This window comes from Micromonospora sp. WMMD1120, from assembly GCF_029626235.1.
In the GTDB taxonomy this organism is placed as follows: Bacteria; Actinomycetota; Actinomycetes; order Mycobacteriales; family Micromonosporaceae; genus Micromonospora.
In genome coordinates this window covers 6735578-6755669 of the sequence record NZ_JARUBO010000005.1, presented here as the reverse complement: position 1 = coordinate 6755669, position 20092 = coordinate 6735578, and the positions used below count along the sequence as shown (strand labels likewise).

Here is a 20092-nt window from a genome sequence, read left to right as displayed (position 1 = left end):
CGTCCGGTGCCGGGGTACCACCGGCTGATGCCCTGGCGCTGTCTGAGAACGAGGGGGATTGTTGATGAGCAGCGGTAGGCGATCGAACACGACCGTCGAGGTGTTCGAGCAGGCTGCCTCGAGCTATGACCGAACGGGCGTGTCCTTCTTCGGTCCGCTCGGCGTCGACCTGGTGCGCTGCGCCAGCGTCCGGCCAGGCGATCGTGTCCTCGACGTCGGGTGCGGCCGAGGAGCCGTCCTGTTTCCAGCGGCGGAGGCCACCGGGCCGACCGGCCGCGTCACCGGCATCGACCTCGCACCGGCCATGGTGGCGCTGACCACCGAGGACGTCACCCGCGCCGGCCTGGCCCACGTCGATGTCCGGGTCGGCGATGCCCAGCAACCCGATTTCCCTCCGGGCAGTTTCGACAGGGTCCTCGCCGGGCTCGTCGTCTTCCTGCTGCCTGATCCCGGTCAGGCGATTCGAGCGTACGGGCGGCTGCTGCGACCGTCGGGCCGGCTGGCGATCAGCACCTTCGCCGCGCAGGACCCAGCCTTCGTCGCGGCCATGGACGCCCTCGCAGCTCACCTGCCGGCGGACGGGCCTCGGCCTGCTCCGTCCGCGGACCCGTTCGCCGATGACAAAGCCATCACCGCGACCATGACGGCGGCCCGTCTCGCCGTCACCGCGATCACTCAGCACCATGTCGAGAGTCGCTTCCGCGACGTCGACCACTGGATGACGTGGCTGTGGTCGCACGGCGCGCGCGCGTTGCTGCGGCACATCCCGGCCGACCGTCTCGACGCCGCGACCACCGACGCCGCCCGAGCGCTCGAGCCCGCTCGCGTACCCGGTGGCGGCCTGGCCCTGACCACCGCGATCCGTGTCACCGTCGCGGTGCGGACACCCGGTGCGGCAGATCCGGAAGAGTCGTCGTAGCTATCGCGTTCGGTCGCACCAGTGTGGACGACTGACGCTCGCCGCTGGGTTGCGGCAAGGTCAGCGCGGCGAGCACCGCGAGGGCCATCCCGCCGGCGCCGCCGAGGGTCGACCGCGAGCCGGTCACCGTGGACAGATAGCTCGCGGCCGACCTCCGAGTACCAAGCCCGGTCCTGGCCGATGGCCCCCACACCCTGCGGCGCTGGTCGGTCCGATAGCCCGGCACCCCGATGGTCAACTGCCCTGTGGCCCGCGGCGGGCGTACTTCTGGCGGAACTTCTCGACTCGGCCCGCGGTGTCGAGCAGGCGTTGCCTGCCGGTCCAGAAGGGGTGGCTGGCGGAGGAGATCTGGACGTCGATGACGGGATAGGTCCGGCCGTCGGACCATTCGACGGTCTGGTCGCTGGTGGCGGTGGAGCGGGTGAGGAAGGCGAAGTCGGCGCCCTTGTCGCGGTAGACGACGGGGCGGTAGTCGGGGTGGATTCCGGGCTTCATGCGGGTTGCGCTCCTTCGGTTTCGGTGTCGGTGTCTGCCAGTTCCTCCACCCCGAGGGGGAAGCAGCCGGCGAACGGGTCGTGGTAGGTGCGCCACACCTCTTCGCCGTCGGCGAGTTCGGCGTCGGTGAGCAGGCAGCGGGTCAGGGTGCGGTGTAGGTCGACGGCATCCACGTCGAGGCCGATGAAGACGAGGTGCTGGTGGCGGTCGCCGTAGTAGGGGTCCCAGTCCAGGGCGGCGGCGAGGCGGCGTTGGTCCTCGACGTGCTCCCAACGGTCCTCGGGCAGGCTCACCAGCCAGTGGCCGAGTGATCCCATGGCCAGACCGCCGCCGGCGAATTCCCAAGCCACCACGGTGTCAGGTTGGCTGGCCAGCCAGAGGTAACCCCGGGCGCGGATCATCTCGGCGTTGACGTCCTCGAGGACGTCGTGCAGGCGTTGTGGGTGGAACGGGCGGCGGGCGCGGAAGACGGCGGAGACCACCCCGCAGTCGCCTTCGGGCTCATGGGAGCCCAGGGTGTAGCCCTGCAGCCCGCGGGCGAGGAGCCCTGGTGTCTCCGGCCGGTGTCGATGGGTGTGGCGCAGTTGACGGGTCAGCGTGCTGGCGTCGACGAGGTCACCGTCGACGCGGATGTGTACCGCCCAGGGCGCCATCCGCTGTAGCAGGACCGACAGTCGGCTGGTGTCGAAGGCGCCTTCCGGGGACTGACCCCAGAGCAGCAGTGTGTCGGCGTACTCGATCTGGCGGACCACGACGTCGGCGAGCGCCCGGTCGTCGTCGTCGGCGGCCTGGATGCCGAGTGCGCGGAGGTCGTCGGTGCTGGCGAGGCCGTCGAGCAGGTGTTCGGCGTCGATGACGGTGACGTAGGAGTCGACGCGGATGAGCTCGGTGATCGGGGCGCCGTCGACGAGGCAGTGCGCGCAGGCCGCGGCGACCGCCTCTGGTTCCACCACTTCGGGCAGCATCAGCACGAGATCCCGACCGGGCTGGTCGCGCGCGAGTCGAACGAGGGTGGGCAGCACGTCCTCGCGCAGGGTGCAGGAGACGCAGCCGTGTCTCAGGTCGACCTGCTCGTCCTCGATGATGCCGGCGCTCGATCGCACCACCCGGCGCACGACGCCGTCGCGGATCCCGGTGAGGTCGTGGCGCACCAGCAGCAGTGACTCGTCGGCGGCGAGCAACGCCCGTGCGACGGCGAAGGTCGCCGCCGGCCAGAAGCCGGACAGCACGGTCAACGACGGGCGGGTGTCAGCGTCTGTTGTCACGACGTTGGTCGGGGCCTGTGGTGACGAGGACATCACGCTCCTCTCGACAGTTAATGAAAACGATTGTCATTCTAGCCATATCGTGGCGGCGGAGCGACGGCGGGATGGCCCCCGGGCGTGGGCACGCCTGATGGGGGGCCCGGCACCCACCCGGCGAGGGTCTGGCCGATCGGATGATGTAAAACTGAAAACCGTTGTCGTTATCGTCAACCTGAGCGAGGAGCGTGCACTGTGTCCCGACGTTGTGACGTCACCGGCGCGAAGCCGAGCTTCGGTAACGCCGTGTCCCACTCCCACCGACGCACTCGCCGCAGGTGGAACCCGAACCTGCAGAACCACCGCTACTGGCTGCCGTCGGAACGCCGATGGGTCAGCCTCACCCTGACGACGAAGGCGCTGAAGACCGTGGACCGCAAGGGCATCGAGAAGGTCGTCGCCGAGCTGCGCGCCCGGGGGGTGAAGCTCTGATGGCCCGCCAGACCGACGTACGACCGATCGTGCGGCTGCGCAGCACCGCCGGCACCGGCTACACGTACGTCACCCGCAAGAACCGTCGCAACGACCCGGACCGGCTGGTCCTGCGGAAGTACGACCCGGTCGTCCGCCGGCACGTCGAGTTCCGCGAGGCCCGCTGATGGCCAGGAAGAGCCTGGTCAACCGGCAGGCGCGCCGCGAGGAACTGGTAGCCCGGCACGCCGAGGGGCGGGCGGAGCTGAAGCGGCTGGTCGCCCATCCGGACACCGACCCGGGCGCGCGCGCCGATGCGGTGCGTCGGCTCAGCCGGCTGCCGCGGGATTCCAGCCCGGTGCGGCTGCGCTCGCGCGACCAGATCGACGGCCGCCCGCGCGGGGTGCTCAGCCGGTTCGGGCTGTCCCGGGTGCGGTTCCGGGAGCTGGCTCTACGTGGCGAGATGCCCGGGGTGCGCAAGGCGTCCTGGTGATGTCACCACATGTACCCACCGCGCCCAGGTACGCGCGGTGCTGAAAGGGAAGGTATGAATGCGACTCTGAGGGCTCGCGGTTTCGCGGCCCTGGTTGCCGGGGCGGTGGTGGTCGCCGGCACGGTGCTGGCGCCGACCGCTGCGTCGGCGGCCGAGAAGGTGGTGTTGTCCAAGGGGCACACCGATGCGGTCGACGTGCACTACGAGGGTGGTGCGCTGTCGTTGAAGGTGCACGACGACACGGTCAGCCCTTCGGTGACGAGGGACCCGGCCGACGTGACGTTCCAGGTTCTGCCGGAGGCGGCGATGGCCGTCCCGGACGATCCTCGGTTCGCCTTCCTCGGGCCGGCGGGCAGCCAGGTCTGGTTGCTCCCGTTGACCCAGGACCCGGATCTGCTCTGGCCGGGTTGGAACACCACGACGCTCGGTTCGGGGGTGTTCGAGGGAAACAGGGTGCGGCTGAGCCTGGTCGGCGTGCAGGGACCGGGCAGCGTCACGCTGTTCACCCAGGACTCGTTCGGCGGTCCGATCATCAAGTTCCGCTCCGACGACGGCCTGCCGGACGCGATCGACGTGCCGGTGCACACCCACGCGCACTCGAACTGGGCGTTCGGCGCGCTGGGTAGCTACACCCTGAAGTTCCAGGCCGACGCGACGTTGACCAACGGCACGACGGTCAGCACCGGGCCGGTCGACTACTCGTTCGTCGTCGGCGAGCTGTCCGGCGGTGGGCCGGAGGTCAGCCTGTCGGTCCGCGGTATGGCCGACGAGTACCAGCCCAACGACACGGTGACGCTCAACGCGGTGCAGACGCCGCAGACCGAGCTGGACCACTACCACTGGTTCAGCAGGTGCCCCGGCACGGACGACTGGAGCATCATCGCGGGTGAGGCGGGAGCGAGCTACTCGTTCACGGCCACCCGGGAGCTGAACGCCTGCGAGTACGTGGCCAAGCTGTACGGCGACGGTCACGAGGTGGTAGCGACCAGCGAACCCGTGTCCCTCTGGGTGGCGTTCCCGCCGCAGGAGCCGGGCACCTCACAGACGATCACCGCGTCGATCGACGAGACGCAGGGTTCTCTGGTGATCAGCGTCAACCCGGACGACCGTGCCGTGGTGCTGCCACCGGCACAGCTCACCGCCGGTGCTGACCGGTGGGAGAGCAACGGTGAGCTCCGCCCGGTCACGGTGACCGACACGCGCGCCGGGCAACCGGGGTGGAGCGCGTCCGGCCAGATCCCGGCGGATTTCGCCGGGCCGGACGGTGCGACGTTCAGCTCCGGCTACCTCGGCTGGGACCCTCGGGTGATCACCCAGGGCGCCGGGCAGGGTGTCGTCGCTGGTCCGGAGGTTACGCCGTACGTCGTCGGCTCCGGCGGCGGTCTCGGCAACAGCGCGGTGCTGGGAGCAGCGCCGAACGGTGCCGGGCGGGGTACCGCGCAACTGGGCGCGGGTCTGCGGCTGAGCCTGCCCACCGAGACGGCCGCGGGGACGTACTCCGCGACCCTCACCCTCACCGCGATCTGATCGCCCGAACCTGTCCGGTGGCCCGGCGCTGAACCGTGCCACCGGACGGCCGCGGGGTGGGTGGGCCGTTGCCGCGACCCGCCCACCCCGCTTCACCCCTCGTATCCAGGAACGGAATCCATCCCCACCATGCGTCTGTTCGTCGCCATCGCCACCGGCATCGTCCTGCTCGGCGCGGCTCCGGCACCGCCCACGCCGGCGCCCTCCGCACCGCCGGCGTCTGCCGCGACGTGGGGGGTGGCGCCGTCGAGCGCGAAGGGCCCGAACGGTCGGCCGGCGTTCACCTACAAGCTCGATCCCGGCGCCACAGTGACCGACTACGTCGCGGTCACCAACCACTCGACGCGCCCGCTCACCCTGAACCTCTATGCCAGCGACGCGTTCACCACCGCGCAGGGCGGGTTCGACCTGCTGGCCGGTGGTCAGAAGCCCACCGACGTCGGCGCCTGGGTCCGCTTCACCGGCGGCACCGTGACCATCCCGTCCACGTCCCGCCTGGACATCCCGTTCACGCTCACCGTGCCGAACAATGCCACGCCCGGGGACCACGCCGGTGGGATCGTCGCCTCGCTCGCCTCCACGGCGGCAGACGCACAGGGCAACCAGGTCGCCGTCGACCACCGGGTCGGCGCGCGGATCTACCTGCGGGTGAGCGGCGAGCTGCAACCAGCGATGACCGTCGAAAACCTTCAGGTACGGCACACCGGCTCGCTGAACCCCCTCGCCGGCGGCACACTCACCGCCACCTTCACCGTCCGCAACACCGGCAACGTCCGGCTCACCGGGCGGCCCACGCTCACCGCGGCCGGGCCGTTCGGCCTCGGCCGGCGCTCGACCGACGGGGCGGCACTGCCGGAGATCCTGCCCGGTGGCGAACTGACCACCACCGTACGCATGACGGGTGTGCCGCCACTGTTCCGGTTGACCGTGAACGCCGCCGTCACACCCGCCGCCGTGGGCGACCAGGTCCTCGACCCGCAGCCGCAGAGCGGCACGGCGCGCGCCACTGCCTGGGCGGTGCCCTGGCCCCAGCTGGCCCTGCTGGTCCTGCTCGCCCTCGGCGGCTGGGCACTGATCGCCGCCCGCCGACGGCGGGCCCGACAGCTCGCCCGGGCGGTAGCCGCCGCCCGGGAGGAGGGGCGTTCCGAGGCCGGCCGGCAGACCGAACGGGCGTCGGAGGACGGCGAGGTCGCCGCCTCCGCCGCGACCGGAGCGGCACGACGTCGATGAACCACCACGAACCCGTCTGGAGCAGGCAATGAGGATGAGAACCATGCGCGCCGGTGCCGCCGGCCTTGCGTTAGCCGTACTGGCGTTGGCCCTCGGGGGTGCGCCGGCAGCCGCGGAACCGGCCGCGGTCACCGCGGCCGGCGCGGACCTGGTGTCCGTCGCCCTGAACGGTGACTCGATGTCGCTGCGACTGCGCGACGCCGCGCAGGTGTCCCACGACGCGGCCGGACACGACCCGGCCGAGGTGGTGCTCGGCCCGGCTGGCGGGCTGGCCGGCCGAGTGCCGGCAGGGAAGAGCTTCGCGTTCCTCGGTTCGCCGGGGCACGCCGTGTGGTCACTGTCCGCCGGCGACAGCGGGTTCCCAGCGCTGGACACCACCGGGGTACGCCCCGGCGTCGTCACCGATGACACGGTGGCCCTCACCGTACGTTCGGTCGAGGGCCCGGGAACGTTCACGGCGTACACCGTGTCCGGTCTCGGCACGGCGACTCCGCTCTTCGGCAGCGGCCCGGGTCTGGCGCGGACGGCGCAGCTACCGGTGGCGACGCGGACCGGCGGGGTGGTGTGGGCCTTCGACGCGGCCGGTGACTACCGGTTGGCCCTGACCGGTTCGGCCACCCTGCGCTCCGGCCGGAAGGTCAGCGCGGAGACGACGTACCGGGTGCGCGTGCCGGCGATCAACCCGGTCGAGCAGGCGCCGCTTGCCCCTCCCGCCAAGCAGGTGCCGGGGTCCGGCGAGCAGTCGGCAGCGCGCGCGTTCGCGGCGCCCGCGGCTGCGCCGGCGCCCGCGGCTGCGCCGGCGCCCGCGGCTGCGCCGGCGCCCGCGGCTGCGCCGGCGCCCGCGGCTGCGCCGAAACCCGCCGCAGCCCCGCCGGCGGCGGCCGCGAAGGCGGCGGCCACCACCGCCACGGGTGCCCGCCAGGTGATCGCCGACGGGCACGTCGACATGGGCCCCCAACTGTCCGGAGACACGTGGACGATCCGGATCAAGGATGACCGCACGAGTCCTCCGGTCTGGCGGGAGACCGCCGACGTGGTCCTGCAGGTCAAGGACAACGCGAAGATCACGGTGCCCGCCGGCGCCGACTTCCTCGGCAAGCAGGGCGAGGCCGTGTGGCTGCTGCCGCAGTCCCAGCAGGCGGGGATCGTCTGGCCCGGCTGGAACACCCAGCACGAGTCCGTCGTGTCGGGGATCAAGGGCAACGTCACCTGGACGCTGAAAGGCGTCAACGGGCCCGGCCGGTTCGCCCTCTTCCTGACCGGCTCGTTCGGCAAGGCCGACGTGCTGTTCGACTCGGCCAAGGCGTTCCCGCAGCAACTGAGCGTTCCGCTGAACACCCACGCGCACGGCAACTGGGCGTTCAGCAAGCCCGGCCTGTACCGCCTCGCCGTGCAGATGAACGGCACCACCAGCGCCGGCAAGGCGGTCACCGACACCAAGACGCTGACCCTCGCCGTTGGCGACAGCACCGATCCGAACAGCGGCTTCGGTTCCGGCAGTGGCAGTGGCAGTGGCAGTGGCAGTGGCGCTGACGGTGACAGGAACGGCGGTGGGGCCCAGGGCGGGGGAGGGCCCCTGCCGCGTACCGGTGCTGGCTGGGTGATGACCGCCGGAGTGGTCGGCATCGTCTTCGTGGCGGCGGGGGTCCTGCTGGTGGTGTTGGGCCGTCGCCGCCGTGCCGGCCTCTCGACGGCAGACGCATGAACCCGCTGGTCGTGCCACGGCTGCGGCAGGCGATCCTGCCGTTGCTGATCGTGGGGCTGATCGCCGGCTGTCGGTCGGAGGTGGCGTTGACCGCCGCCGACGACCGGCTCCAGGTCATCACGACCACCGGAATCCTGCGGGATCTGGTGAGCAACGTCGGTGGAGAGCGGGTGGCCGTCACCTCCCTGGTGCCCGACAACGCCGACCCGCACAGCTACGAGCCGTCGCTGCGGGACGTTCGGGATGTGGTCTACGCCGACGTGGCGTTCAGCAACTACCTGCTTCTGGAGGAGCAGGCCGTCATCAAGGCGCTGGACGCGAACCTGCGCGACGGCGTACCGAACATCTCGCTGGCCGAGGGAGCGGTGAAGTACGCCGCGGAGATCATCCCGCTGGTCGAGGACGTGTCACTGGACACCATCTGGTTGGGCATGCGGGTACGCGGCACCGGTGCGGCGCAGGGCGCGAACCGTTCCTCCGACGTGCTGCTCAGCGCGACCGCCGCGAACGGGCCGGGCAGGGTGTTCGCGTACCTGACCGAGTCGTTCGGCAACCCGTCGTTCTCCGTCGACTCGGGCGACGGGTTCGAGGCCGCCAACGGGTACCGGGACGACACCGCCACGCTGCCACCCGACGCGCACACCCACATGAGCTGGGCGTTCACCAAGCCCGGCGTCTACCGGCTGACCATGCGGGCGCAGTTGGCGGTCACCCCCGACACGGCCCCTGTTCCGATGGGGGAGCAGGTGTTCACCTTCGCCGTCGGGGTGGACCCGCACTCGGTGCCGGGGATGGCGGGCGCGGAGGTGCTGAACTCCGGGCACGCCGACGTCACTGTCGACCTCGACGAGCGGCGGCTCTACCTGTTCGCCGACCCGGAGGGCAGCGGCGAGGCCAACCAGCGGGTGTACGACCCGGCCAGCACGGTGATCGAGGTGCCCAACAAGGCACTGCTGGAGGTGCCCGGTGACCGCCGTTTCCGGTTCCTGGGCCGGCCCGGCACCCAGGTCTACCAACTTCCGCAGGCGGTGCTCGGCAAGCACGTGCACGGCGAGATCGATCCGCACCTGTGGCAGAACGTCCGCAACGCCATCTCCTACGTGGAGCTGATCCGGGACACCCTCATCGGTGCCGACCCGCAGGGCGCGACGGACTACCGCACGAACGCCTCGGCCTACGTGCGGGAACTGGAGACGCTCGACACCGAGGTCCGGGACACCATCGCCCGTATCCCGCTCTCGCGCCGACACCTGGTCAGCACCCACGACGCCTTCGGCTACCTGGGCCAGGCGTACGGGATCCAGATTTCCGGTTTCGTCACCCCGAACCCCGCCACCGAGCCGAGTCTCGCCGACCGCCGCCGGCTCACCGAGACGATCCGCAACCTGAGGATTCCCGCCGTCTTCCTGGAACCCAATCTGGCAGCCCGATCCACCACCCTGACCGAGGTGGCCCGCGAGGAGGGTTTGCGGATCTGCGCGATCTACGGCGACACCTTGGACCGGGACGTCACCACCTACCTCGAGATGATGCGGTTCAACGCCGAATCGCTGCACGACTGCCTGACGGACAAGTGATGGAGGAGCCAGTGACGGCAGGACGGGCGCGCCGACGCCCTCGTACGAGCACCGCGATCCTGCGGTGTGCCGTGGCCATGGTCATCGTGCTGGCCACGACGCAGACCCCGGCTCGGGCCGAGGAGCCGACACCGGGTCTTGGCCAGTCGATCGCCGCCGACCAGCCCCTGGCCACCGGTCGGGCGGAGCTCGCCACCGGTCACGTCGACCTGGGCCCCCGCTATGTCCACAACCAGTGGACACTGCTGATCCACGACGGCACGCAGGCGCGACCGGTGTGGCGTAACCCCGACGAGACCCTGCTCCGGGTCTCCGACGCGGCGTTGCAGACCGTTCCGGACGACCCGGCGTACGCCTTCCTCGGCGTCGAGGCCGGCAGGCGGGTGTACGTGGTGCCGCAGACCCAGAACCAGAGCGTGGTCTGGCTCGGCTGGAACACCCAGGACCCCCGGGTGATGCAGACCATCGACCGTGGCGTCACCCTGACCCTGCTCGGCGTACGCGGACCGGGCACCCTCACCACGTACCTGCAGTCGGGCAACTTCGCCGCACCCCAGCCGCTGTGGCGCTCCGCCGATTCCACGGCGCAGCCGTTCTGGGCCGAGGTCAACACCCATACCCACGCCAACTGGGTGTTCACCGCACCGGGCATCTACCTGGTCGCGGTTCAGGCGTCGGCCGACCTGGTCGACGGTGAGACGGTGTCGGCGACCCGCACGCTGCGTTTCGCCGTGGGCGACACCACCAGCGCCGACGAGGCTCTCGCCGCAACTGCGGACCTTCCCAGCGCAGCAGGGCGGGCACCGACCGGCGAGGAGCGGGCCGCGGACGACGAGCCGACCGGCCCGTCCACGACGCTGCTGCTCATCGCGTTGGGAGGCGCGGCCGCCCTGCTCGCCGTCGGACTGGTCCTCCTGCTGCTACGGGGACGCGGCGCGAGGCGCCGGGCCGAACAGGAACGCGCCGCCGTACCGTCGGAGGGCCAGCGGTGAGAGCGCTGGACATCGACGGGTTGGACGTGGACCTCGGCGGCCGACCGGTCCTGCGGGACATCCGGCTGCACCTGGAGCCGGGCGAACTGGTCGGGTTGCTCGGGCCCAACGGCGCCGGCAAGACCACTCTGCTCCGCGCCATCCTGGCACTGACCCGCAGTCGCGGCGGCACCGTGACGGTGCAGGGCAAGCCCGCCCGTCCCGGCCGGTCCGACATCGGTTACGTCCCGCAGCGCCACGAGTTCACCTGGGACTTTCCCATCTCGGTCGAGCAGGCCGTGATGAGCGGCCGGACCGGCCGCATCGGCCTACTGCGCCGACCGGGCGTCGCCGACTGGCGGGCGGTCGGCGACGCGCTGGACCGGGTTCGGCTGACCGGGTTACGGCAGCGGCCGGTCGGTGAGTTGTCCGGCGGGCAACGGCAACGCGTCCTGGTCGCCCGCGCCCTCGCGCTCGCGCCGCGCATCCTGCTGCTGGACGAGCCGTTCACCGGACTGGACATGCCCACGCAGGAACTGCTGGGCGACCTGTTCACCAGCCTGGCGAGAGAGGACCGTGCGGTGCTGATGACCACGCACGATCTCGTCGCGGCGGTGGACTCCTGCACCCGTCTGGTCCTGCTCAACGGTCGGATCATCGCCGACGGGCAGCCGGCGGACCTGCAGGACGCCGAGCTGTGGACGAAGACCTTCGGGGTGAGCGCCACCTCCGCACTGCTGAAGCTCGTGAGGGCAACCTGATGTCGATCACCGATTTTCTCACCGACCTGCTCAACCCCGACCTCGCGTTCCTGCCGAAGGCGCTGGCGATCGCGGTCATGTCGAGCATCGTCTGCGGCGTCATCGGCTGCTACGTCGTTCTGCGTGGCATGGCGTTCATCGGTGACGCGGTGGCGCACGCGGTCTTTCCGGGTATCGCGGTCGCCTTCGTCCTGCAGGGCAGCCTGGTGCTCGGTGGCGCCGTCGCGGGTGTCGCCACCGCCCTGCTGATCGCGATCTTCGCGCAGAACCGGCGCGTGAAGGAGGATTCGATCATCGGGGTCTTCCTGGTCGGCGCGTTCGCGCTCGGCATTGTGATCATCTCGCAGGCCCCCGGCTACGCCGGATCGCTGCAGCAGTTCCTCTTCGGCTCGATCACCGGCATCCCGGACCGGGACCTGTACGTCGTCGGGGGCACCGGCCTGGTCATCCTCGGCCTGGTGCTCGCCCTGCACAAGGAATTCGTCGCGGTCTGCCTGGACCGGGAGATGTCCCGCTCGATGGGGCTGTCCGTCTTCTGGCTCGACATCGTGCTCTACGTCCTGGTCACCCTGGCCGTGGTGATCTCCCTGCAGACCATCGGAAACATTCTCGTCCTGGCCCTGCTGATCACTCCTGCGGCGGCAGCCCGCCTGCTCACCGACCGGCTCGGCGTCATGATGCTGCTCGCCCCGCTGATCGGCGGCATCTCGGCGACCGTCGGGCTGTACCTGTCCTGGAGCTTCGACACACCGGTCGGCGGCACCATCGTGCTGATCGCCACAGTGGTCTTCCTGGCCGCATGGCTGATCGCCCCGCGGCACGGCCTCCTGACCCGACGGTGGCGACGCCCCGGCGGGCTTGAACTCAGCGATGACGCTTCTCCGAATCCTCTCCCAGCCCTACCGCACGCTAACTGAAACGACTATCGTTTTCATTAAGTGGCGGTCCACTCGGGACCGTCGCCGGAGAGGAGTCTCTTCGTGCGTAACACCATGCGTAATCTGCTGACCTCGGGCGTCCTGGGCCTGGCGTTGGTCGCCACGGCCCTGCCCGCCCAGGCCGCCACCACGTCTGCCGTGGTGTTCAACACCGGACATCTCGACCTCGTCGACGTGGCCTACGAGGCCGGCACGCTGGAGGTCGGCGTCCACGACGAGGACAACGACATCGAGTACGACGCCGACGAGGTCAAGCTGGTCGTCAAGCGCCAGGCCAGGATCACCGTTCCTGCCGACCCCGCCTTCGCCTTCCTGGGCACCCCGGGCGTGTCAAAGGTGTGGGTCCTGCCGCAGATCCAGAACGCCAACCTCATCTGGCCGGGCATCTCTGCCGAGGAGATCGAAGCCGGAGTCTTCGCCAACGACGCGCTGACGCTGTCCGTGCAGTCGATCAGCGGTCCCGGCCAGCTCGCGATCTACACCGAGAACGCTGTCGGCCAGCCAACCGTCCTGGCTGACAGCGGTGACGGTCTCCCGGACGACATCACGGTGACCGCCGGTGACCACACCCACGCCAACTGGGCGTTCGACCAGGCCGGCAACTACAAGGTGACCGTGCGCGCCACCGGCACCCTGGTCGCCACCGGCCAGCAGGTGACCTCCGCCCCCACCACGCTGCGCTTCGCGGTCAAGGCGTGAGCGCCGTGCGTATCCGCCGCCGGTTGATCGCCGGTCTCATCGTGACCGCCACGCTGCTCGTCGGAACCGGCACGCCCGTCGCCGCGGCGCCGCTGGTGCTCTCCAGCGGTCATGTCGACGTGATCGACGTCGACTACGCCGCCGGCGCGCTCACCGTCAACGTCCTGGACGGCACGGGCTCCACGAGCGTCGAACGCAACCCCGCCGACGTGCTCTTCCGGGTGCCGAACACGGCCAAGATCACCGTGCCGGGCACCTCGGCCTGGTCCTTCCTCGGCACCGGCGGCCAGGCGTGGGTCCTGCCGCAGTCCAGCACCGCCGGGCTCCTGTGGGCCGGGTGGAACACCACCGAGGTGCCCAGCGGCACCTTCCAGAACAACCGGGTCACCTTCAAGCTCACCAGCGTCTCCGGCCCTGCCGGCTTCAGTGTCTACACCGTCTCCGGAGGCGCCCCCACTGTGCTCTTCGACAGCGGGAACGGCCTACCCGACAGCCTCAATGTCAACTACAACACCCATGCCCACGCGAACTGGGGCTTCGACGCGGCCGGCACCTACGCGGTCACCTTCGAAGTCACCGGCAAGCTCGCCTCCAGCGGCGCCACCGTCAGCTCGGGTGCCAGGACCTTCACCTTCGAAGTTCTCTCCTGACCCCTTCCAGCGCGCCTGATCCGCGACCACGTTGTCGGTGTCCGCTCCGCTGGGACGGGTGGGCTGTGGTGGGTGCGACCGGCGCGGCGCCTACTCCCCGTAGGCGCCGCGCCCCACCAGCGCCGACCTCCGCCGTGCCGCGTCCACGGATCGGATCTTCGGAATCTGCGAAGCCCGCGCGAAAGGCTGAACCGCGGATTCGGGGTATCTCCCGCACCGGGCGTAGAGCGTGCTCCGGTCAGAAAGGACGGTGATGTCGGCCCGTCGTCTTCGGTCGGCTGGATATTCCACGGATGCATTGACGGCAACTGTCATATATGCGCACTCGTGTATGTCTGGCGAAGCGTGCCATCGCTCGGCTGCCACCTCTTGGCGGGCGTCGGAACATCGGTTACGTTGAAGCAGGCCGTCGTCACGAAGGGTTTTGGGTGAGAGGGGTGGCGGCGTCCGTGGCGCCACGGCTCACCTGAGGAGTCGCATTGCCCCTTTTTCTGTCTCCGCGAATCGGTCCGACACTGCAGTCGGCGCTCGACAAAACCGCGTTACTGGCACAATTAACCGATGCGTTGGGATCTCCGCTCGGAGTGATCCTGCCACAGCAGTTGACGGACAACGTTGCCGCATTCCGATCGGTCTTTTCCGACCACCGCCTCTCCGGTCAGATCTATTACGCGCACAAGGCCAATCGCTCCAGCGCCCTGGTGCGTGAACTCGCCGCAACCGACGCGGGGATCGACGTGGCGTCGCTCGCCGAGCTGCAGCACGCGCTCGGGGCCGGTCTCGTGCCGCAGCGCATCGTGGCGACCGGGCCGAAGAACGAGGAGTTCCTCTGGCTCTGCGCCCGCGCCGGAGTCACTGTCAGCGCTGATTCGGTCAGCGAATTGGCGGCGCTCGCCGCACTGGTCACCGATCGGTCGTTGCCGCGCGCGCGGGTGACGGCGCGCCTGTCGGGTTTCACCTCGGCGGGTGTGCAGCTCAACAGCCGTCGCAGCCGTTTCGGAGTGTCGGCCGACGCGGCGAGCGAAGTCGTCGACGTGATCGACAAACATGCCGACGTCCTGGACCTGGTCGGCGTGGCGTTCCATCTCGACACCATGGGGCTGCCGGAGAAGGCCGCGGCGCTGGAAGGTTGCCTCGCCGCGCTGGAGCAGTGTCGCCAGCGCGGTCTACGGCCCTGGTCGGTCGACATCGGCGGTGGGTTCGGCGTCGACTACCTCGCCGACGGCGCGCAGTGGGAGCAATACACGTCCGCGTTGACCGAGGCGGTGCTCGGCCGACGGGCACCGCTGACCTGGAACGGGCACGGTTACGGGTTGCGCGCCGAGGGGGGCCACATTCGGGGTGCTCTGAACCTCTACCCGGCTCACCGGCCAATCTCCGGGCCCGCGTACCTCGATCGACTGCTACGAACAGCCGCGCCCGAACAGCGTCGCCCACTCGGGACACTGCTGCTGGACAACATGTACGACCTGCACGTCGAGCCGGGGCGGGCCCTGCTTGATCAGTGCGGTGTGGTGCTGGCGCGCATTCTCGAGGTTCGCGACGAGCCCAACGGTGACACGATCGTGCGACTGGACTGCAACGCGCGTGACGTCAGTCTCGAGGAGCACGGGGTCCTGATGGACCCGGTCGTCGTGCACCGTACGACCCCGGCCGGTGTGGGGTCCGCGGAGGTGTACCTGTTCGGCAACCTCTGTCTCGAATCGGATCTCATCACTCGGCGCAAGGTCTTTCTGCCGTCCCGACCCCGCCTCGGCGATCTGCTGGCCTTCGTCAACACCGCCGGCTACCTCATGGACTTCAGCGCCACGCATGCGCTGCGCCAGCCGATCGGCCGCAAGGTCGCGCTGTACCGCGACGGTGGCGCGTGGCGATGGTGCCTCGACGAGCAGTACTGGCCCGTTCACCATCGCGTGGAGGCACCATGAGATTCGAGAACATGACGGATGCCATCGGCAACACGCCGCTGGTGCGGATCGACGCCGCCGTGCACGGTCTGCGCAACATCGACCTGTACGCCAAGATGGAGCTGCTCAACCCGTTCGGGTCCCTGAAGGACCGCGCTGCCTGGAACATGGCCCGGCCGCTGCTCGCCCAGGCCGTCGAACGCGGCGACACCGTCGTGGAGTTGTCGAGTGGCAACACTGCCAAGGCTCTCGCCGTCATCGCCGGCATGCACGGGCTCACCTTCAGGAGCGTCACCAACCGGATGAAGGTCGCCGAGATCAAGGACCTGCTCCTGCTGCTCGGAGCGGAGATCGACGAACTGCCCGGACAGGCCGAATGCCTCGACCCCACCGACACCGACGACCCGCTGACCAGGATGTACCACCGGTTGGCCGCGTCGGGCGGCGGCTACCTGCACACCGACCAGTACTTCAACGAACTCAACGTCGACGCCCACCTGAACGGCACCGGCCCGGAGATCGTGAAGGACCTCGACGGCCGAGCACCGGACTACTTCATCGCCTGCGTCGGCACCGCCGGCTCCTCCACCGGGGTGGCGGCCGCGCTGCGCCAGCACAACCCCGATGTACGGGTCGTCGGGCTGGTGGCGCACAAGTCCGATTTCATACCGGGAATCCGCACCATCGACGAGGTGCACGAGGTCGGCTTGTTCGACCCTGGCGTCTACGACGTGGTGGAGACGATCACCGCTGACGACGCCATCGATGGCTTGCTGACTCTCGTGCGCCGGTGCGGCACGCTCGCCGGACCGACCGGCGGCGGCGCGTACCAGGGCGCCGTACGGCACCTGCGTGCCATCGACGCCCAGCTCACCGACCGTCGTACGGCGGTCTTCATCGTCTGCGACCGGGTCGAGAGCTACATGAGCTATCTGCGGGAGCGGCGTCCCGAGCTGTTCGGTCGGCCACCGCGGCGCAACTCCGTCCGCACGGTGACCGACGCGGAGGTGCGACAGGCGGCGACAGTGGATGTCGCGGCAGCCCAGCGGTGGATCGCCGAGCGCCGGGGGCTGATGGTGGATCTGCGTAGCCCGTTCGCGTACCAGGCCCTGCACATCGACGGCTCGATCAACATCGTCGACGAACTCTTCGCCGAGTTGCTGCACGGCGGGCTGCCGTTCGGTCGTCGTCAGCCGGTGCTGCTGGTCTGCCCGGTGGGGGAGAAGTCGGCCCGGTACGCCGCGCTGCTGACCAGGATGGGTCATCCCGACGTCCGGTCGCTCGACGGCGGGATCATCGCCTGGCGCGACGCGGGCGCTGAGCTCGTACGCGACTGACGTGGACGTTCTCGACGAGCTACGTCCGTGGCAGGAGACGTTGCGCGCCCAGTTCCCGCTGATCACCGCGAACCCGGACGTGGTCTACCTGGACAGCGCCGCCACCTCGCAGAAGCCGCAGGCGGTCCTCGACGCCGTCCTGACCTACCTCACGACGGGCAATGCCAACGCCGCGCGGGGTACGTACCCGTGGGCGAACCGGACCACCGCCCGCATCGAGCAGGCCCGCGACCGCCTGCGCCGATTCCTCGACGATCCGGTGCCGGAGCGTTCGGGCGTGCACTTCGTCTCCGGCACCACCGAGGCGCTGCGCGCCGTCGCCCGTGACTGGCTCGCGCCGCAGCTGCGCGACGGCGACGAGATCATCGTGCCGTTCGCCGATCACGCCGCCAACATCGCGCCCTGGCTGGAGGTCGTTGAGCTGCTGCGGCACCGTGGCGTGTCCGTCGGCGTCCGTCCGATGCCCTACGACGCCGCCCACGACTACGACACCGGCAGGCTCGCGTCGATGATCAACGACAGGACGCGCCTGATCGCCGCGACCCACATACACCACGTCTACGGCAACGACATGAACGTGCACCGGCTGCGTGCGGCGGCGGGAGCGACGATCCCGATCTGCCTGGACGCCGCGCAGGGCGTGGGCCACCTGCCGCTGTCCACCACGGCGACCGATGTCGACTTCGTGGTCTTCTCCGGGCACAAGGCGATGGCGTTGCCGGGCACCGGTGCGATCTGGGCGCGCAACCAGCGGGGCCCCATCTACGCGCCGGCCGGCTGGAACGGCTCTCCGAACACCAGTGGCATCATCAGCCTGGTCGCCGCGCTGGACTGGCTCGACGCCGCCGGCCTGGACCGCATCGCCCGGTGGAACACCGCGCTCGGCGCTCGGCTGACCGACGGGCTACGCAGGCTGGCCACCATCGAGGTGCTGGGCTGTCAGAGCAGCCTGGCCGCCGACAGTCCGATCCAGCAACGGCAGAGCATCGTGGCCTTCCGCCATCGACTGATCGGCTCGAACGACCTGGGGTTCATCCTCGCCGCGCACGGCCTCCTGGTCCGCGCGGACGGTCACTGCCAGGGCGACCAGGGCGAGAAGACGGCATCGGTACGGGCGAGCCTGCACGTCTACAACACGGCCGAGGAGGTGGACCGGCTCCTGTCGGTCCTGGTCGAGCTCGACCGCGACTGACCGACACGTACCGCGATACGCCGGTACTGCCGGGCGGGATGACCTACTCTTTCGGAAATGGCTTCCGTTATCGTGTGGCCTTCCGTCGGCGTATCCTCCGGAGTGCATCCATGGCAACGACCACCGGCGCGCCCAGCGCCGTGCTCGACCCCGCGCAGATCGTTCGCTGGCGCGATACGTGGTCCCAGGTCATGGAGGGGTTCGTGCCGCACCTCGCCGGCCTTGAGGAGACGCTGTTCCGCGTCGCCGAGGCTGTTCACGGCCCGGCGCCCGGTCGCGTGCTCGACCTCGGCGGCGGTCCCGGCGTGCTGGCCGGGCGGATGGCGCGGCGATGGACCGGTGCCGCCATCACCCTCATGGACATCGACCCCGTGCTGCTCGCGTTGGCCAGCGGCGCCCTGGCCGGCGAGGCGCGGGCGCTACAGGGTGACCTGTCGGCTCCGGACTGGGTGGACCGCGTGGGTGGCGGCTACGACCTTGTCACGGTGGTGATGACCCTGCACTACCTCCCACCGGTTCAGGTGCGTGCGTTCTATGACGACGTCCGCCGTTGCCTGGCGCCCGGCGGGTTGTTGATCGTCGCGGACCTCATGCCTGACGAGAGCCTCCCGTCCCTGATGAGTGCCCTGGACCCCGCGCCGGACGAAGCCGCCGCGGAGTTGGCCTGGGCGCAGTGGTGGAACGACATCGGGCAGATGGAGCAGCTGCGCCCACTGTTCGCGCAGCGGGCGGCGATCTTCGCGAACCGCCCGCCGGCCGAGTTCACCGCCTCGGGCGGCTGGCACGCCGCCGCCGCTCGGGAGGCCGGCTTCGGCGAGGCCGGGGTTCTCTGGCGATGTGGCAGGCACGCGGCGCTGGCGGCCAGGACCTGAGGCTCGACCGCCCGGTTCCCGACGGCCGCGGGGGACACATGCACGTGTCGTCATCTCACTATTAGACGATACTTAGCGAAAACGATTACCGTTCCGCATCTCAGGAATGGAGCGTTCTCGTGAAGCATCAACACCGTATGATCATCGCCACGGCGACCGCCGCCGCGCTCGTCCTTCTTGCCGGTTGTGGCTCGGGAGACGATGCCGCCAGGGACGGCGGCAACGCCTCGCCCGGCACCAGGCTCGCTGTGGTCGCCACCACCCCAGAGGTAGCCGACTTCGTCCGCACCGTCGGCGGTGGCGACGTCACCGTCACACAGATCATCAAGCCGAACGTGGACCCGCACGACTACGAGCCCACCCCGGCCGACATCCAGGCCATCGGTAAGGCCGCCGTCGTCGTCAAGAACGGTGTCGGCCTCGAGGAGTGGCTCGACCAGACCATCGAGTCGGCCGGCTTCAAGGGCGCCGTCGTCGACTCCAGCCAGGGTGTCGCCCTGCGCGAGGGCGGCCACGAGGAGGGCGAGGGCCACGAGGAGGGCGAGGAGGCGCACGAGGGCGAGGAGTACGACCCGCACATCTGGCACAACCCGCAGAACGCCAAGACGATGGTCGCCAACATCGAGAAGGGCCTCGCCGCAGCCGACCCCGCGCACGCCGCGGCCTTCGCCGGCAATCTGAGGAACTACACGGCCGAGCTCGACAAGCTCGACGCCGACAACGAGGCCGCCTTCGCCCGCATCCCTGCCGACCAACGCAAGCTCGTGACCAACCACGACGCCTTCGGCTACTACGTCGACCGGTACAGGCTGCAGTTCGTCGGTTCGGTCATTCCCAGCCTCGACACCTCGGCGGAGCTGAGCGCGAAGCAGCTCAACGATCTCGTCGCGAAGATCAAGGCGACCGGTGCCAAGGCCATCTTCGCGGAGTCCTCGCTGCCGCCGAAGAGCGCCGAGGCGATCGCGAAGCAGGCCGGTGTCAAGGTGATCGGCGGTGAGGACGCCCTCTACGGCGACAGCCTCGGCGCCGAAGGCACCCCCCAGGGCACCTACCTCGGCGCGGAGCGGCACAACACCCAGGTCATCGTCACGGCTCTGGGCGGTTGAC

The 20092-nt window shown here is 69.9% G+C and carries 20 protein-coding genes; 18 read left to right on the top strand and 2 right to left on the bottom strand.

The features are described from left to right. Window positions 1–64: 64 nt before the first annotated feature. A complete protein-coding gene (locus O7634_RS30190) occupies window positions 65–919 on the top strand; it encodes a class I SAM-dependent methyltransferase (RefSeq protein ID WP_278153537.1) in 855 nt (284 codons plus the stop codon). A gap of 234 nt (window positions 920–1153) precedes the next feature. On the opposite strand, the gene O7634_RS30185 is transcribed toward O7634_RS30190, so the two are convergent. Both O7634_RS30185 and O7634_RS30180 read right to left on the bottom strand, forming a co-directional pair. Next, entirely contained in the window at window positions 1154–1414 is a 261-nt protein-coding gene (locus O7634_RS30185; RefSeq protein ID WP_278153536.1) for a type B 50S ribosomal protein L31, read from the bottom strand. After that, window positions 1411–2712 (bottom strand): GTP-binding protein, encoded by a 1302-nt coding sequence (locus O7634_RS30180; RefSeq protein WP_278153535.1) that lies wholly within the window; start codon window positions 2710–2712, stop codon window positions 1411–1413. The genes O7634_RS30185 and O7634_RS30180 overlap by 4 nt, the downstream gene beginning before the upstream one ends. Before the next feature lie 198 nt (window positions 2713–2910). Between O7634_RS30180 and rpmB the strand changes: the two genes are divergently transcribed. The 17 genes from rpmB (at window position 2911) to O7634_RS30095 (ending at window position 20091) form a co-directional block, all read left to right on the top strand. Continuing rightward, entirely contained in the window at window positions 2911–3147 is a 237-nt protein-coding gene (gene rpmB, locus O7634_RS30175) for a 50S ribosomal protein L28 (RefSeq protein WP_278153534.1), read from the top strand. After that, window positions 3147–3314: a 50S ribosomal protein L33 gene (gene rpmG / locus O7634_RS30170; protein ID WP_013287204.1), complete on the top strand. Its 168-nt coding sequence runs from the start codon at window positions 3147–3149 to the stop codon at window positions 3312–3314. Before rpmB ends, rpmG begins: the two co-directional genes overlap by 1 nt. Then, on the top strand, window positions 3314–3619 hold the full coding sequence (rpsN, locus tag O7634_RS30165; protein WP_278153533.1) for a 30S ribosomal protein S14: 306 nt from the start codon (window positions 3314–3316) through the stop codon (window positions 3617–3619). The genes rpmG and rpsN overlap by 1 nt, the downstream gene beginning before the upstream one ends. A 54-nt stretch (window positions 3620–3673) precedes the next feature. Then, window positions 3674–5146, top strand: coding sequence for a choice-of-anchor M domain-containing protein (locus O7634_RS30160; RefSeq protein ID WP_278153532.1), 1473 nt, complete (start codon window positions 3674–3676; stop codon window positions 5144–5146). A 129-nt stretch (window positions 5147–5275) separates the two neighbouring features. Further along, the gene (locus O7634_RS30155; RefSeq protein ID WP_278153531.1) at window positions 5276–6376 is read left to right on the top strand and encodes a DUF916 domain-containing protein; all 1101 of its coding nucleotides are present in this window, start codon (window positions 5276–5278) and stop codon (window positions 6374–6376) included. Window positions 6377–6404: 28 nt separating this feature from the next. After that, window positions 6405–8081, top strand: coding sequence for a TIGR03773 family transporter-associated surface protein (locus O7634_RS30150; protein WP_278153530.1), 1677 nt, complete (start codon window positions 6405–6407; stop codon window positions 8079–8081). Next, a complete protein-coding gene (locus O7634_RS30145; RefSeq protein ID WP_278153529.1) occupies window positions 8078–9658 on the top strand; it encodes an anchored repeat ABC transporter, substrate-binding protein in 1581 nt (526 codons plus the stop codon). The genes O7634_RS30150 and O7634_RS30145 overlap by 4 nt, the downstream gene beginning before the upstream one ends. Next, complete coding sequence (locus tag O7634_RS30140) at window positions 9658–10650, top strand: choice-of-anchor M domain-containing protein (protein WP_278153528.1); 993 nt, start codon at window positions 9658–9660, stop codon at window positions 10648–10650. The genes O7634_RS30145 and O7634_RS30140 overlap by 1 nt, the downstream gene beginning before the upstream one ends. Continuing rightward, complete coding sequence (locus tag O7634_RS30135; RefSeq protein WP_278153527.1) at window positions 10647–11390, top strand: anchored repeat-type ABC transporter ATP-binding subunit; 744 nt, start codon at window positions 10647–10649, stop codon at window positions 11388–11390. The genes O7634_RS30140 and O7634_RS30135 overlap by 4 nt, the downstream gene beginning before the upstream one ends. Next, complete coding sequence (locus O7634_RS30130; RefSeq protein WP_278153526.1) at window positions 11390–12307, top strand: anchored repeat-type ABC transporter permease subunit; 918 nt, start codon at window positions 11390–11392, stop codon at window positions 12305–12307. Before O7634_RS30135 ends, O7634_RS30130 begins: the two co-directional genes overlap by 1 nt. Window positions 12308–12370: 63 nt before the next feature. Beyond that, complete coding sequence (locus O7634_RS30125; protein WP_278153525.1) at window positions 12371–13027, top strand: choice-of-anchor M domain-containing protein; 657 nt, start codon at window positions 12371–12373, stop codon at window positions 13025–13027. Then, on the top strand, window positions 13024–13677 hold the full coding sequence (locus O7634_RS30120) for a choice-of-anchor M domain-containing protein (RefSeq protein WP_278153524.1): 654 nt from the start codon (window positions 13024–13026) through the stop codon (window positions 13675–13677). The genes O7634_RS30125 and O7634_RS30120 overlap by 4 nt, the downstream gene beginning before the upstream one ends. 479 nt (window positions 13678–14156) lie before the next feature. Next, window positions 14157–15605 carry an alanine racemase gene (locus O7634_RS30115; protein ID WP_278153523.1) on the top strand — a complete coding sequence of 483 codons (1449 nt, stop codon included), beginning with the start codon at window positions 14157–14159 and terminating at the stop codon, window positions 15603–15605. After that, the gene (locus O7634_RS30110; RefSeq protein WP_278153522.1) at window positions 15602–16921 is read left to right on the top strand and encodes a pyridoxal-phosphate dependent enzyme; all 1320 of its coding nucleotides are present in this window, start codon (window positions 15602–15604) and stop codon (window positions 16919–16921) included. Before O7634_RS30115 ends, O7634_RS30110 begins: the two co-directional genes overlap by 4 nt. A 1-nt stretch (window position 16922) precedes the next feature. Continuing rightward, window positions 16923–18113, top strand: a complete 1191-nt coding sequence (locus tag O7634_RS30105; RefSeq protein WP_278153521.1) for an aminotransferase class V-fold PLP-dependent enzyme — start codon at window positions 16923–16925, stop codon at window positions 18111–18113. A gap of 110 nt (window positions 18114–18223) precedes the next feature. Continuing rightward, entirely contained in the window at window positions 18224–18985 is a 762-nt protein-coding gene (locus O7634_RS30100; RefSeq protein WP_278153520.1) for a class I SAM-dependent methyltransferase, read from the top strand. 137 nt (window positions 18986–19122) lie between these two features. Then, entirely contained in the window at window positions 19123–20091 is a 969-nt protein-coding gene (locus O7634_RS30095; RefSeq protein ID WP_278153519.1) for a metal ABC transporter substrate-binding protein, read from the top strand. Window position 20092 lies beyond the last annotated feature (1 nt).

Coding starts and splice junctions, on each gene's coding strand:
- O7634_RS30185 (WP_278153536.1), bottom strand. CDS start 1,414: ATGAAGCCCGGAATCCACCCCGACTACCGCCCCGTCGTCTACCGCGAC.
- rpmG (WP_013287204.1), top strand. CDS start 3,147: ATGGCCCGCCAGACCGACGTACGACCGATCGTGCGGCTGCGCAGCACC.
- O7634_RS30130 (WP_278153526.1), top strand. CDS start 11,390: ATGTCGATCACCGATTTTCTCACCGACCTGCTCAACCCCGACCTCGCG.
- O7634_RS30150 (WP_278153530.1), top strand. CDS start 6,405: ATGAGGATGAGAACCATGCGCGCCGGTGCCGCCGGCCTTGCGTTAGCC.
- O7634_RS30100 (WP_278153520.1), top strand. CDS start 18,224: ATGGCAACGACCACCGGCGCGCCCAGCGCCGTGCTCGACCCCGCGCAG.
- rpsN (WP_278153533.1), top strand. CDS start 3,314: ATGGCCAGGAAGAGCCTGGTCAACCGGCAGGCGCGCCGCGAGGAACTG.
- O7634_RS30180 (WP_278153535.1), bottom strand. CDS start 2,712: ATGTCCTCGTCACCACAGGCCCCGACCAACGTCGTGACAACAGACGCT.
- O7634_RS30140 (WP_278153528.1), top strand. CDS start 9,658: ATGGAGGAGCCAGTGACGGCAGGACGGGCGCGCCGACGCCCTCGTACG.
- O7634_RS30155 (WP_278153531.1), top strand. CDS start 5,276: ATGCGTCTGTTCGTCGCCATCGCCACCGGCATCGTCCTGCTCGGCGCG.
- O7634_RS30145 (WP_278153529.1), top strand. CDS start 8,078: ATGAACCCGCTGGTCGTGCCACGGCTGCGGCAGGCGATCCTGCCGTTG.
- O7634_RS30160 (WP_278153532.1), top strand. CDS start 3,674: ATGAATGCGACTCTGAGGGCTCGCGGTTTCGCGGCCCTGGTTGCCGGG.
- O7634_RS30095 (WP_278153519.1), top strand. CDS start 19,123: ATGATCATCGCCACGGCGACCGCCGCCGCGCTCGTCCTTCTTGCCGGT.
- O7634_RS30110 (WP_278153522.1), top strand. CDS start 15,602: ATGAGATTCGAGAACATGACGGATGCCATCGGCAACACGCCGCTGGTG.
- O7634_RS30190 (WP_278153537.1), top strand. CDS start 65: ATGAGCAGCGGTAGGCGATCGAACACGACCGTCGAGGTGTTCGAGCAG.